General features: G+C 63.2%; 12 protein-coding genes. 8 read left to right on the top strand and 4 right to left on the bottom strand.

Translation table 11 applies throughout. The features are described from left to right. Positions 1-76: 76 nt before the first annotated feature. Positions 77-994 (bottom strand): diacylglycerol/lipid kinase family protein, encoded by a 918-nt coding sequence (locus ACTHXA_RS03795; protein ID WP_441669502.1) that lies wholly within the window; start codon positions 992-994, stop codon positions 77-79. Between the two features lie 96 nt (positions 995-1,090). After that, positions 1,091-2,200 (bottom strand): alcohol dehydrogenase catalytic domain-containing protein, encoded by a 1,110-nt coding sequence (locus ACTHXA_RS03790; RefSeq protein WP_441669500.1) that lies wholly within the window; start codon positions 2,198-2,200, stop codon positions 1,091-1,093. Between the two features lie 222 nt (positions 2,201-2,422). On the opposite strand from ACTHXA_RS03790, the gene ACTHXA_RS03785 reads away from it, so the two are divergent. From ACTHXA_RS03785 to ACTHXA_RS03770, 4 genes are all read left to right on the top strand, one after another. Beyond that, a complete protein-coding gene (locus ACTHXA_RS03785) occupies positions 2,423-3,241 on the top strand; it encodes an N-acyl homoserine lactonase family protein (protein ID WP_441669498.1) in 819 nt (272 codons plus the stop codon). After that, entirely contained in the window at positions 3,238-3,795 is a 558-nt protein-coding gene (locus tag ACTHXA_RS03780) for a zinc ribbon domain-containing protein (RefSeq protein WP_441669496.1), read from the top strand. The genes ACTHXA_RS03785 and ACTHXA_RS03780 overlap by 4 nt, the downstream gene beginning before the upstream one ends. Continuing rightward, positions 3,792-4,889 carry a zinc-binding dehydrogenase gene (locus ACTHXA_RS03775; protein WP_441669494.1) on the top strand — a complete coding sequence of 366 codons (1,098 nt, stop codon included), beginning with the start codon at positions 3,792-3,794 and terminating at the stop codon, positions 4,887-4,889. The genes ACTHXA_RS03780 and ACTHXA_RS03775 overlap by 4 nt, the downstream gene beginning before the upstream one ends. Positions 4,890-5,068: 179 nt before the next feature. Continuing rightward, positions 5,069-6,544: an aldehyde dehydrogenase gene (locus tag ACTHXA_RS03770; protein WP_441669492.1), complete on the top strand. Its 1,476-nt coding sequence runs from the start codon at positions 5,069-5,071 to the stop codon at positions 6,542-6,544. On the opposite strand, the gene ACTHXA_RS03765 is transcribed toward ACTHXA_RS03770, so the two are convergent. Both ACTHXA_RS03765 and ACTHXA_RS03760 read right to left on the bottom strand, forming a co-directional pair. Continuing rightward, positions 6,541-7,683, bottom strand: coding sequence for an MFS transporter (locus ACTHXA_RS03765; RefSeq protein WP_441669490.1), 1,143 nt, complete (start codon positions 7,681-7,683; stop codon positions 6,541-6,543). The two genes, ACTHXA_RS03770 and ACTHXA_RS03765, sit on opposite strands and share 4 nt — an antisense overlap. Before the next feature lie 85 nt (positions 7,684-7,768). Continuing rightward, positions 7,769-9,208, bottom strand: a complete 1,440-nt coding sequence (locus ACTHXA_RS03760) for a glutamyl-tRNA reductase (protein ID WP_441669488.1) — start codon at positions 9,206-9,208, stop codon at positions 7,769-7,771. A gap of 137 nt (positions 9,209-9,345) precedes the next feature. Here ACTHXA_RS03760 and hemE point away from each other — a divergent pair, with 137 nt between their 5' ends. Genes hemE through ACTHXA_RS03740 form a run of 4 tightly spaced genes read left to right on the top strand, consistent with a single transcriptional unit; the run spans position 9,346 to position 13,962 of the window. Continuing rightward, positions 9,346-10,533, top strand: coding sequence for a uroporphyrinogen decarboxylase (hemE, locus tag ACTHXA_RS03755; protein ID WP_441669486.1), 1,188 nt, complete (start codon positions 9,346-9,348; stop codon positions 10,531-10,533). Beyond that, positions 10,530-11,969, top strand: coding sequence for a protoporphyrinogen oxidase (gene hemG, locus ACTHXA_RS03750; protein WP_441669484.1), 1,440 nt, complete (start codon positions 10,530-10,532; stop codon positions 11,967-11,969). The genes hemE and hemG overlap by 4 nt, the downstream gene beginning before the upstream one ends. Positions 11,970-12,025: 56 nt before the next feature. Beyond that, complete coding sequence (hemC, locus tag ACTHXA_RS03745; protein ID WP_441669482.1) at positions 12,026-13,039, top strand: hydroxymethylbilane synthase; 1,014 nt, start codon at positions 12,026-12,028, stop codon at positions 13,037-13,039. Further along, positions 13,036-13,962 (top strand): uroporphyrinogen-III synthase, encoded by a 927-nt coding sequence (locus tag ACTHXA_RS03740; protein WP_441669480.1) that lies wholly within the window; start codon positions 13,036-13,038, stop codon positions 13,960-13,962. The genes hemC and ACTHXA_RS03740 overlap by 4 nt, the downstream gene beginning before the upstream one ends. The last annotated feature ends 102 nt before the right edge of the window (positions 13,963-14,064 follow it).

The raw sequence follows: 14,064 nt of genomic DNA, 5'->3' as shown, positions 1-14,064 counted from the left end.
GCGTGCAGTGCCCGTCAAGTGAAATCGCCTGGCGGGCACTTTCGCACCCGGTCGATGTAACCGCTTTGCCAACCATTCAATGAGTGACCGAGCGCACGAGACGTAGTGCCGCAGGGTCAAGCCGGATCTCGACACTTGCAGAGCTGACCGACGTCGATGCGCGCACGCACTCCCCATCCGCGTAAATCGGTACCCCGGCGGGAATGTCCACGCGCACGGTAGTGCCGTGCTGTATCTCAACTTGGGGCAATCGGGGGTGGAGTCTTGCGAACGCCGTGGGAAAGAGCAGCAGCAGACCGACCCGGTTCAACCTCGACACACTCAGCACATCCAGTTCCCCATCGTCGGGGCGTGCAGCGGGGACAAGTGGGATTCCGCCACCGGCCGACCGACCGTTCATGATCGTAAATACTTGCGCGTCGATCGTTTCCTGTGCGTCATCATCAATCGCGTACTTAAATGTCGCGGATTCGAAATGACGGATCGATTGGATGAGCGCGATGAGATACCTTGACGTACCGCTGAGGTGCCTCATCTCATTAGCTCGTTCATTCACGAGCGCATCGAAGCCGATATTGATCGAGTTCACGGCAACATGCTTTTCGCCGTCAACCGTGTAGCGAAGTAAGTCCACCGCGCGGAAACGTGCCGAACCGTCACGGAGCCCCTCAATGAGCCGCTCGCGTACGTGAGCAGTTCGTCCGCGCGGGATGCCGACTGAACGAGCGAAGTCATTTCCGGTGCCGGTAGGGACCACACCGAGCGGAATCCCGCGGACGGCGGCGAAGGCAGCGCCCATCGACACCATGCCGTCCCCACCCTGAACGATCAGCGCATCCGCGGGCCGCTCAAGCGCAGTGGCGGTGGCTGCTTCGAGTTCCGCGAAGGTCTCCCCCGTTGCGAGTTCGACTCCTTCGCCGAAATCCGAGGAGCCACCATTGAAGCCCTGACCCGAGGTCGCATTGAGGGCATACACGATCCGCTCGGCACGCATGCGTCAAGTATTGCGCACCGCTGCAGTATCACGCACCATCGCCGGATTGCGTGCCGCCCGGTCAGGCTCAATGACCGGGCGGCAGCACACCACTACCTACTCCTCAAACATGATCACCTGGCGCACTGCCTGCCCGTCGGCAAGCTTGTCAAGCGAGTCGTTGATCTCGGAAAGTTTGATCCGTCCGGAGATCAGCTCCTGGACCGGCAGATTCCCCTGTCGCCAAAGGTCGGCGTACACCGGAATATCCCGTGCCGGCACCGCGGAGCCGAGATAGGAGCCCTTGATGGTGCGCGCCTCACCTGTCAGGCCGAGCGGTGCAATGCTGGAACGAGCATCCGGCGAGGGCAAACCCACGGTGACGGTGGTACCACCCACGCCGGTGGCCGCGACGGCGGTTTCGAAGGCCTTCGGATGCCCGGCCGCTTCAATGACGATCGGCGCTTTAATGCCCTGCTCGGTGAGGTCGGCGGGGGTATAGACCTCATCCGCACCCAGCTCTTTCGCCCGCTCAAGCTTCTCGGGGTTCGCATCCACCCCAATCACCTTGCCCTTCTTCAGCGAAATCGCGGTCAACAGCGCGGCCATCCCGACACCACCGAGCCCAACGATCATCACGGTGTCGCCATCTTGCGGGTCACCGGCGTTGATGACGGCGCCACCGCCAGTCAGCACCGCGCAGCCGAGCACCGCAGCAATATCCGCGGGCACGTCATCGCCCACCGGCACGATTGACTGTCGGTTCACCACGGCGTGGGTGGCAAACCCAGAGACCCCGACGTGGTGATAGATCCGCTCACCGTCACGGTGCAGGCGCCACTGATCATCAACGAGGTGTCCCTCGTTATTGGCAATTGTGCCCGGCGTGCAGGGCAGCTTCCCGCCGGTCCGGCAGTTATCGCAGTTCTCGCAACGCGGCAGGAACACCGTCGTCACCTGTTGGCCTACTTCGAGGTCGGTGACGTTCGCACCAAATTTCTCGACGACACCCGAGGCCTCGTGGCCGAGCAGCATCGGGGTGGGACGTACGCGGTTGCCGTCGACAACAGATAGATCTGAGTGGCACAGGCCAGCGGCACGGATGCGGATGAGCACCTCGTCGGGGCCGGGATCGTCGAGGTCGAGCTCGACAATCTTGAGTGGTTCGGACTCAACATACGGGCGCGGAAGGCCAATTTCTTCGAGAACTGCACCAGTGATTTTCATAACGACTCCTTTGTCGATTCTCTGCGCCGTGAGGGTGACTATATTTTCACAATTCGCGACGTCTTGCACGGTAACAAGTATTCCTGGCGGTATTCAATACCTGTGAGGCACCTCCACACTTCGAGGAATATATTCAGCTAGTCTTCCAGGACCGCGGGCTGAAACATGAAGATTCACGCAAGCCAGCGGTTTGCTCACAACAGACAATCAAAGGAGATTGCAGTGGCCAATGAAATGAAACTTCATGTGCTGGAGTCCGGCACCATGGAAGCAGACCTCACCTGGCTCTTGTTGAAGCCGGGACGCGTAATCAAAACGCGCCAAGACCGTCACGCCGATCGTGCCTGGGGAGAAGTGCCGACGCACGCCGTGTTGATCGATCACCCCGAGGGAAAGATTCTCTGGGACACGGGTGTCCCCCGGAACTGGGCCGAACACTGGGCACCGACCGGATTTGACGAGTTCTTCCCCGTCCTCGACGACCCCGAGGGCGACAGCGGCTACCTCGACTCAAGCCTCAAACAGCTCGAACTCACTCCCGACGACATTGACATTCTCGTGCTCTCGCACCTCCACTTCGACCACGCCGCCAACGCGCGGATGTTCGACAACGGCAAGACGCGCATCCTCACAAGCCAGGCCGAGCTCGACGGCGTAAAGACAATCACCGGCTACAACCAGGGCGCGCACATCCCGGACGATTTTAAGGGCATCGACATCGGCGGCATCAAGGGCGATGACGAGATCGTTCCCGGAGTCAGCGTCATTCAGACTCCCGGCCACACCTGGGGCACGATGTCGCTCAAGGTTGACCTCCCCAATGACGGTACGAAGATTTTTACCTCGGATGCGGTGTATCTGTCGGACTCCTGGGGCCCGCCCGCTGTGGGTGCCGCGATTGTGTGGAATAACCTCGCGTGGCTTGAGTCCGTGGAGAAGCTCCGCAAGATCGCTGAAGAGACGAACGCGCAGGTGATTTTTGGGCACGATGAGGAGCAGAAGAAGGAACTCACCTTCGCTCCGAACGGGTTCTATTCATGATCTTGTACGACTTGCGTTGCGAACAGGATCACCGATTCACCGCTGGCCTCGACTCGATGATGTCCCCCAATCCGGAGTGCCCGGCCTGCGGTGGCGCTTCGAGTCGAGTGCCGAGCGCGGTGGGGATCGGTGGCCGCGCATCCGCCGGCCCGAGTCGTGAGCAAATGCCGCACAGCTGGCAAGGGATCGACCGCGGGAATCCCGAAGCGGTCTCGCACTGGCGCAAGAAAATGGAGAAGCGCGAAAAGCTCGAGGAAAAGTACCCCGAACTCGCGGGAGACCGCAGACCGGTGCTCGCACACGAGGGAATCTTCGAGGGCAGGCCGCTGCGCGCTGGCGACAATATCGGCGAGTCGGTCGCCAAGGCAACCGCGGCGCAGCGCGCCGAGCAACTCACGAATCCGGCTGCGGGCAAGCACAGTCACGGGAAGCCGACTCACGGGAAGCCTGGCGCCGGGAAGTCTGGCGTCGGAATGCCCAGTGCCGATAAGCCGAGTGCCGACAAGCCGAGTGCCGCAGCGCGATCGACACCGAAGAAGGGGGATGCGCAATGAGCAGTCCCGGAAGAACCACGATTCTGCAGGATGTCGATTCGATCGGCGCCCGCTCCTATGACGTCCCCGAACCGGTCGCCGGCGGCCTCATCCTCGAGATGATCCGCGCGAATGTGTGCGGCTCGGATGTGCACATCCTGCACGGCGGCCACCCGCTGGTCGGGGCAGGATGCGTCATGGGTCACGAGGGAATTGGCCGTGTCGCGAAGCTCGGCGAAGGCGTGTCGAGCGACTTCGCCGGGCAACCGCTCGCGGTCGGTGATCGCGTAGTGACCACCTATTTCCAGGCCTGTCGCCGCTGCCCAGAATGCAATAACGGTCACGGCAACGTCTGTCGCAATGCCTATATCGGATGGTCGACGCCCGCCGAGGAGGCACCGCACTTCTTCGGCACCTTCGGTTCCCACTATGCGGTGGGGCCGAGCCAAGCGGTATATAAGGTACCGGATGGCGTCTCCTCGAAGGCAGCATCCGCCGTCAACTGCGCGCTCTCGCAGGTGTACTACGGCTGCCTCCTCGGCGAAGTGAGCTATCGCGACAAGGTCGTCATTTTCGGTGCCGGTGGACTCGGAGTCTGCGCCACTGCAGTCGCCTCTTCACTCGGTGCCGAGGTCTACGTTGCCGAAATGGCCGCGAGCAGGCTCCAGAAGGTCAAGGAATTCGGCGCGCACGAAACCATCGATCTCTCGACCGCCGAAGACGGGGATGCGCGGGTGCAGCTGGTGAAGGATGCGACCGGTGGCTACGGTGCGGATGTCGTGATCGACCTCACTGGTGTGCCTTCGGCATTTTCCGAGTCGGTACGATCGGCGAGGCCCGGCGGAATCGTGGTCGAAATCGGCAATATCACGCCGAATAAGTACACCGACTTCGATCCGGGCTTGTTCACTCGGACCGGAGTGCAGATCCGCGCGGCAATTCGCTATCCGCTCGAGGTGCTCGGTAAAGCAATCACCTTCGTCGAGGAAACGCCGCACTTCCCGTGGGAGTCACTTGTCGACAAGGACTTCTCGCTGGATGAGATTGAAGACGCACTTCGAGCGGCTGAGGCTCGGGAAGTGACCCGTGCGGGAATCGTGATTAACGACGATTAGCGGCTAGCTCCGGTGACGCGGGTGCCCAAGACCAAAGAAGTGAGCTCCTGAGCGGGGCTCACTTCTTCTTTTGCAGCATGCTGCCACCTTCACAACACCCCACTCATGGACTAATATATTGAAGGATGCCAGTTGGGATTCTTTAGCCTCACAGGCCAGTTTTCAAAGGCGATTACAGCATGACCACGCGATATAATCACTATATCGGTGGTGAATTCACGCCTCCAGCAAGCGGGAAATACTTCGACTCAACCAACCCGTATACCGGTGAGGTCTGGGCACAAATTGCTGAGGGCAACTCCGAGGATGTCGATCGTGCGGTGTCCGCAGCGCGCTCCGCTTTCGGCGAGTGGAAGCGAATGACTCCCACTGCTCGAGGCAAGTTGCTGACGCGACTCGCGGAGCTGATTGAAGAGAACTCCGCGCACCTTGGCGAAATCGAAGTGCGTGATAACGGCAAACTCTACGAGGAGATGTCTGGGCAGACCCGATACATGGCGGAGTGGTATCGCTACTACGGCGGTCTCGCCGACAAGGTCGAAGGCGCGGTGATCCCGACCGACAAGGCCAATACGCTGAACTACACGCGCTACGAACCACTCAGTGTCGTGGCAATGATCACACCGTGGAACTCTCCCCTCTTGCTGCTGTCCTGGAAACTTCCCGCCGCCCTCGCCGCCGGGAACACCGTGGTCGTGAAGCCTTCGGAATTCACCTCCGCATCCACCCTCGAATTCGCCAAGCTCTTCGACGAGGCGGGGTTCCCCACCGGTGTGTTTAACGTCGTCACCGGCGACGGCCGTAATGTTGGCGCCCCGCTTGTCGCGCATCCTGATGTCGCGAAAATTGCCTTCACCGGTTCCGATGTTGCGGGGGCGGCGATCAACGCCGCAGCGGCAAAGGACTTCAAACCGGTCACGCTCGAACTCGGCGGGAAGTCACCGAATATCGTCTTTGCCGACGCCGACCTCGACGCCGCAGTATCCGGGGTCATCTCGGGAATCTTCGCAGCGTCCGGGCAGACCTGCATCGCCGGGTCCCGACTCCTCGTGGAGGAATCCATCCACGACGAGTTTGTTCAACGCGTGATTGACATGGCACGGACGGCAAAAATCGGTGACCCGATGTCGCGCGAAACCCAGGTGGGGCCGGTCACCACGCCAGCACAATTCCAGAAGGTGCTCGACTACATCGACATCGCAAAGTCCGAGGGCGCAACGCCAGTGCTTGGCGGCAAGCCTTACGAAGGCGAAGGCAGCTCTGGCGGCCAGATGGTCGAGCCCACGATCTTCACCGATGTCGATAACTCGATGCGGATCGCACAGGAAGAGGTCTTCGGGCCGGTGCTGTCCGTCATCAAGTTCACTGACGAAGAGGATGCGGTGCGCATCGCCAACGATATCGACTTCGGCCTGGCAGCTGGCGTGTGGACCAGCGATATCGGTCGCGCAATCCGGATGACCGAAGAGCTCGAAGCTGGCACGGTCTGGGTGAACACCTACCGCTCGGTCAGCTTCACCTCACCGTTTGGCGGCTACAAGCGCAGCGGTATCGGCCGCGAAAGCGGTTCGGAAGCGATCAAGGAATTCCTGCAGACGAAGTCCGTGTGGATTTCGACCTCGCCACACCGCGGCAACCCGTTTGTGCTGCGCTAAGCAGCGGCCTCACGCCGCCCAAACGCCAAGGGCAAGGTCAGCACCGAAATCACCGCGCCGACGTACATCGCTACCGCAAACGAGGACCCCGAAGCAATTGCCCCGATGAGGATCGAGCCGAGACCGGTTCCGGCGTCGAAGCCCACGTTCCACACCGTGCTCGCGGAGCCGTAGTGCTGTGGCTTCACCGACTGCAGCGCAACGGTCAGTGTGAGGTTTTGCAGGGCACCGTAGCTCACTCCAACCGTGGCGACGCCAAGCAGCAGCAACGGTACGTTCGTTCCCGTCGGGTCTTGGACAGCCAAACCGACCAAAAGCATCCCGACCGTGGTCACAATAATGAGCGGCCAGAGAAACCGCTTCGCGCCAAACCGATCAGCGAAGGATCCCGCGAGCCAACGTGTCACCGCCGCGACCAGTGTCAATACCAGTAGGGCGATCATGCTCGTTGTCGGCAGGAACACCATCTGCGGTAAGAAGGTAAGGAGCGCACCACCGCACAGGGTGAGCGCGAGCAGAATGAGCATTGGCCGGATCAGCTTTGCGTACGGTGCCGGGGCCTTCGATTTCGGGGTCACCTGTGCCTTGGCGGCCAGCGACCGAGCGGGCACGATGCCCACCAGTGGCAGCATCCCGATGATAAACACCAGCGCGAAGCCGGCCTGCTCCGCAAGCCACGGCCCCGCGGCAGTAAATAGCACCTGCGGCACTGCCACCGAAAGCCCGAATGCGCCGACGGCACGTCCGTGTTGCGCGGGCGGCGCAAGCTGCGCGACTAACGATGTTCCGGCAACGGTAACGATGCCGAAGCCAACACCTCGAAGTGCTGAGACAAGCAGGATCGCCCACAGTTCGCTACTGAGAATAAACCCCGCAGTTGGAAGCCCCAAGAAGACTGCCCCGAGGACCAGCGTCCAGCGCCAACCGATCCGACCAATGAGCCACGGTACGCACAGTTGCGTGAGGATCGTTGCAAGCAGCAAAACTCCGTTGACGAATCCCGCACCGACAACATCCGCCCCGCCCTCGACCGCCCACAGCGGCGCAACCGGCAGCAGCGCGGCGTAGCCGGTGAACGAAAGTGAGGTCAGTAGCAGGAGCGAACGCATGCCCGGGATCCGGAAAACTGACTCGCTCAATCGCGCTAACTCCTTCTGACAGCCTCATGGTACCTACCGCGAGCGCGGCAGGACCATTCGCGCGGAAGCTGCAGTCGCGCAGCAGTTAGTGCGAGATTGGGCAGGTATCGGGCTGTTCGCATGCCGACTGGCACGCCGCGAAGTTCAGTCCGCCAACCGGTGTTGCTCCGACCAGTTCGAGATTCCGGAAGGGGCATCCGCGAACCGCGCGGGGAGCCGCGGCGGTCGCACTCCCGCGGTCTGCCGAGGCATGCACTGCGTCCTGCGCAGCCACGCCACCCGTCGCGTCGCCAGCAGCCGGGACCTTGGTCGTACCGTCCCCGTACAGCAGGTTCAGCGCCGCAATCACTTCATCGCTGCGACCTTCGCGGGTAAGTTCTTTGATTCGCATCGTGGTGGGATGCAGCAGGGAGTTTCCGAGGCGACGCATCGCCTGTGCGGTCTTGTCGTCTGCGCGCGTCTTTTCGATCTGTTCCACGACTCGGTCCTGCACGGTGGCGCGGAATTCTGCGAGCGCCGCCGCGGATTCTTGCTCGAGGCGTTCCTGTTCAAACTGTGCTGCCGAGCGTGCCACGATGCAGCGGGCGAGTTCGGTTGCGCCCATGTCTTCGAGCGGTGCGTGTCGCCGCACGGTTTCGATGTCGAGCACGTCAACGGTGTCGAGCTTCGCGACGATCGGATCAACGTTGCGGGGCATCCCCATGTCAACGATGAGCAGGTTCTCGCTCGATCCGGGTGCCATCCGAGCGTTACGCACCTGGTCGTAGTCGAGGACGTAGGTTTCCGTATTGGTGCAGGTGATCACGAGGTCGGCGCTGGAAAGCCACTCGGGAAGTCGCCCCTCCTCGATGTCGCGGATGTCGTAGCGCTCACCGAGGGTGTGCGCGCGTCCGGAGGGTGAATACACCCCGACAGCGCCAACGCCACGGTCCTGCAGCGACTTCAGCGAGGCACCCGCATACGTTCCGGTGCCGATGAGGACGACATTGGCGGTTTGCCAGTCCATGACCTGCGAGCCGGCAAGATCCAACGCAAGGCTCACGAGCGAGCGCCCCTGAGTCGCGAGGTGCGCGTGGGATTTGACACCCTTCGAAGTCGTCGAGGCAGACTGAAAAAGCCGCTCAAGATCGCTCGTGGTGACCTGCGCATCCCGAGCCTGCTCGAGGGAGCGGCGGACCTGACCGGCAATCTCTTCTTCTCCGAGCGCGACCGACTCGAGACCGCTCGAGACCGCGAAAAGGTGCCGCGGCACTGCGCTCTCGCTGAGCACGGTCACGTGCTCACGAAGTTCGGTTTCGGTCATCTGCAGACCGCGTGCGAGTGACGGAATAAACGCATCCAGCTTCGCGGGCCCCTCCAGGTCGAGGTAGACCTCGAAGCGGTTGCACGTCGACAGCACAACGCCGCCGGCGACCTCGGCTGACTCACGGATGAGCGCTTCGAGGGAGTCGACGGACACAGAACTAAACCGTTCGAGGAGGGTGAACCCAGCCGAACGGTGATTGGCGCTTACACAGACCAGCATGATGCCGATGATTCTACGCGCTTTCCCAGCTTTCTGCTCCTTGGACTACCGCTCAGAAACCTTTTCGCAACTTCTACCGTGTAGTTACGGGAGCCCGCCTGCCCCATCCGGCGCGGAAATGAGCCACAATTGGCTGAATGAGCACCATTCTGCCTTCGGACCACCCGCTCGTCACCGGACTCACCTCGAATTCGCCGCTCGTGCGCGCATCCCGAGGCATCCGATCGGAGACGCTGCCCATTTGGTTTATGCGGCAGGCAGGCCGCTCGCTGCCCGAATACCGCGAGCTGCGCGAAGGCGTCGCGATGCTCGACTCCTGCCTGCGGCCCGACCTCGCGAGCGAAATCACGCTGCAGCCGGTGCGCCGCCACGGTGTGGACGGTGCGGTGTTCTTCAGCGATATTGTCGTGCCGCTCAAACTTGCGGGAATCGACGTGGAGATCGTGCCGGGTCGCGGTCCGGTGTTTGCCGAGCCGGTGCGGGATGCGCAGGGAGTTCGTGAATTCGCGGCGCGGCTTCGTGGCGAGGCGGGTCCCGAGCTGTTCATCCCGATCACCGAGGCAGTAGGCCTCACCGTCGCGGAACTCGGCGAGACGCCGCTCATTGGCTTCGCCGGCGCCCCCTTCACCCTCGCGGCCTACATCGTTGAGGGCGGGCCCTCGAAGGACCACCTGCGGGCACGTGCGCTGATGCGCTCGGAGCCCGAGGCCTGGAACGAACTCGCCACCGCAATCGGCGAACTTTCGGCGGCATTCCTCGAAACGCAGATCCTCGCGGGCGCTTCGGTGGTGCAACTCTTTGATTCCTGGGCCGGTTCGCTCTCCCGCGAGATGTACCGTTCCGCGGTTGCTTCCTCAAGCAAAATTCCGCTTGAGCACGCCGCGACCTTCGCAACTCCCGAGGGCGAACGCATCCGATCCATCCACTTCGGCGTTGGCACCGGTGAACTCCTCGCCGATATGCACGAAACCGGCGGCGACGTGCAGGGGGTCGATGACCGCATCCCGCTCGACGAGGCGATTCGCCGCCTGCCGGGCGTGCCGCTGCAGGGCAATATTGACCCCGCCACCCTCTTCGCGAGTGATGCGATTCTGCACGCCCACACCCGCGACGTGGTGCGCCGCGGCGCTGCCGCACCGGCACACATCGTCAATCTCGGTCACGGGGTTCCACCCGAAACCGACCCAACTGTGCTTACGCGCCTGGTGGAGTACGTGCACACCTTGCCCGGTTCGGGGCTGGTTGACGCAGACGTCACCGACGCGGAACTTGCCGACACCGGGCGCGCTGAAGTCGAGCGCGCGGAATCGGGACACTTCGAATGACTCGCGTCGCCGTAATCGGCGGCGGGGTCGCGGGGCTTGTGGCGGCCCGTCGGCTCGCGCTTGCGGGGGTCGCCGTCACGGTTTTTGAGGGCTCGGACCGATTGGGTGGGCTCATCCAGCCGGCCCGATTAGGTCCGCTCACCATCGACATCGGCGCCGAAGCATTCGCGGTGCGCGGGGGTGCGGTGGAGCGGCTCCTTGTTGATCTCGGACTTGAGGATGCGCTGGTCGAGCCACGGACTCTTGGCTCCGGGGCCTATGGCTCGGCGGGTGCCTACCGGCTACCCGCAGGCGGGATGCTCGGTATCCCTGCCGGCGCGGATGCGCCGGGTCTGTTCGAGGCGATCGGTGCGGAGGGCGTTGCTGCGGTTGCGGCGGAGGCCGAGCTTGATGCTTCCGTGGGTGCCGATGAGGAGTCCTTTGCCGCACTCGTGCGGACGCGGTTCGGTGAGCGAGTCTTGCGGCGACTCGTCGCACCGGTAGCGCGCGGCGTGTATTCGCTTGATCCCGAGCTCATTGAACATCAGGTGCTGATTCCGACACTTGCGCAGCGGCTTGCCGAGCACGGGTCGTTGACCGCCGCGGTCGCCTCGCTCCGTCCCAAGGCTTCGCCCGGTGCGCTCGTGCGCGGCGTTCGCGGCGGGATGCACCGCTTCGTCGCCGCGCTCGTCGCAGAGTGCGAACGGCTCGGGGTGGAGATACGGTTGCAGTCGCCAATGCGGGTGGATCTTGAGTCGGGTGCGCTCGTGCCGTTTGAAGCGAATTCTTCAGGGCGGGCTTCGGACCGTCTAGCTGACGCTGCGGGCGAGGCATCCTCAGTGGAACGAGAACCTTTCTCCTGTGTGCTCGTGAGCACAGGTGCTGCGATCAGCGGTGTCCCCGGGCCCGCTGGCAGCCTCGGCATCGACGAACCGGCCGCAACAGTCTCATCCGAAGTCTTCGCACTGCTTGTCGACGCACCCAAACTGGACGCGCATCCGCGCGGCACCGGAGTGCTGGTCTCGGATGCGGACGATGTCGCCGCGAAGGCGCTCACCCATGTGAGTGCGAAGTGGCCGTGGCTTGCCAAGGAGACCGCGCCGGGTCAGCACGTCATCCGGCTGTCTTATGGTCCGGCCGCACCGGACGCAGATGCTGTTTCTCTCGCACTCGACGATGACCAGTTGGCAGAACAAGCCCTCCGAGATGCTTCCCGCATCCTCGACATTCCGCTCGAGCGCAGCCAGTTACGCGCGAGCGCCCGGCAGCCGTGGCGGATGCCGATGCCGGCCGCGCGCATCGGCCGCACGGCGGCCCTTTCGCGCATCCGCGCTGCGATCGATACGGCCGCGCTGCTCGAGGCATGTGGCACCTGGATCGACGGCACTGGACTCGCGAATGTCGTTCCCGGAGCCGAGTCGGCGGCCGAACGCATCCTTGCCAGGCTCGACCGCTGACCGGCGCGACCGAACTTCTGACCGCACTATAAGCCCCGAAACTTAGGATGAACTCCATGTCTGCCCCCTCAGCTTCCAGTGAGACTCCGCTCCTTTTCGACGAACCGAGCGAGCTGCCGCCGATTCGCATCGGCACGCGCGGCTCTCGGCTTGCCGTTGCACAGACGAGCATCGTCGCGCAGGACCTTGCCGACATCACCGGCAGACAGTTCCAGATCGTGAAAGTCACCACGCACGGCGATGTGAACCGGGCCTCGCTTTCCACGATAGGCGGTCAGGGCGTGTTCGCGACCGAGCTTCGCGAAGCGCTCGCGCAGGGTGAAGTCGATATCGCGGTGCATTCACTCAAGGACCTCCCCACCACACCGGCACCCGGGCTGCGGCTCGCGGCGCATCCCGCGCGTGAGGATGCTCGCGACGCCTTGATTGCGCGTGACGGCCTGACCTTTGCCGAGCTGCCCGAGGGCGCGAAACTCGGCACGGGCTCGCCGCGGAGACGGGCGCAGTTGCGCCGCGTCCGCCCCGATCTTGAACTGCACGATATCCGCGGCAATGTCGATACCCGGATCGGCTTTGTCACCGACGGTGAACTCGATGCGGTGCTGCTTGCCACCGCTGGGCTCACGCGCGTTGGCCGCACCGCCGAGATCACCGATTACCTGTCACTCGAAGAGTTCCCCACCGCTCCCGGACAGGGTGCGCTCGCGATTGAGACGCGTGAGGATTGGGATTTGGCGGGGCTCGACGAGCTCGATGACGCGGCCACTCGTGCCGCCACTGATGCTGAGCGTTGGATCTTGAACGGGCTCGATGCGGGATGCCAGGCACCCGTTGGAATATACGGTTACGTCAATGACGGTGTATTGACCGTGCTCGCGCGCGTGTACGGGCAGGATGCGGTGGCGGAGGCTCGCGGTGAGGTTTCCGTTGATCTCTCGACGGTGTATGCCAAGTCGCTCGGACGCGCGACCGGAACCGTCTCGGGTCAGGACTACGAACCCGCGCGTCTCGCTGCGGAACTGGTGGAGTCGCTCTTCAGCCAGGGCGCGGCGGATTTCATCTCGGAATGACCGAGCCGTTCGCTGACAACATGGGTGACTCGCGCGGTGACAACATGGGCGACTTGCTCGCTGACGATACGGGTGGCTCGCTCGCGGGAAAAGTGGTGCTGCTTCCGCGTGGCGGTCGCTGGGCTGATTCCGCGAGCGCCGAGGTGCGCCGTCTCGGCGCTGAAACCGTGGTCGGTGAGCTGATCCGCTTTGTTGCGCCGGCGGACACCGCGCCCTTGACCGCCGCACTTGCTCGACTGCGCGAGGGCGACTATGACTGGCTCGTCGTGACGAGCCCGCGTGCGGTGGCGGCCATTGTGGGGGCCGATGGCACGGCTGCCACAGCGCCCGAGAGCGCCACTGGCTCCACAACGATACAGCCCGACGCTCGGCAAAATTTAGGCACTGAATCTGCCGCCGACTCGCGCATCGCCGCATCCGATTTTCCAGACTCAACCCGGATTGCCGCCGTCGGCAGCGCCACCGCAACGGCACTCACCAATGCCGGACTCCGCGTCGATTTCCAGCCGCTCACGGAGCAGTCCGCACGCGGGCTGGTGCGCGAGTGGCCCGACTCCTCCGCCAAACGCATCCTGCTGCCGCGGTCGTCATTGGCCGAGCCAACGGTCGCCGAAGGGCTCGGCCAACTCGGCATACAGGTCGACGACCCGGTTGCCTACCAAACCGTCGGTGTCGATCTCTCACCCGCGCTGCGCACACGAATCCAGAACGGGGAGGTTGACTACGTTTTTCTCACCAGCGGCAGCACGGTCCGCGAGTTTGCGCGGCAGGTCGGTACGGATGCGCCGGTCACGGTCGTCACGATCGGCCCGATCACAACTCGGGACGCTCGCGCTGCGGGATTTGCGGTCGCCTACGAGGCCGCGACTCCCAGCATCCCTGCCATGCTCGACGCAATTGCCGGGCGGCGGGACCCCCTGTAAAAGTTGACCCGTGTCGGCTGGACGAAGGGCAATATTCCCTCGCAAGCTGCTATACGTGCCGCAACTTACAGACCAAACCAGTAGACCTGATCCAGCCGACGC

Source organism: Gulosibacter sp. (assembly GCF_052090685.1).
GTDB lineage: Bacteria > Actinomycetota > Actinomycetes > Actinomycetales > Microbacteriaceae > Gulosibacter.
Note: the sequence above shows the minus strand (reverse complement) of the source record. Positions and strands in the feature narration are given on the sequence as shown.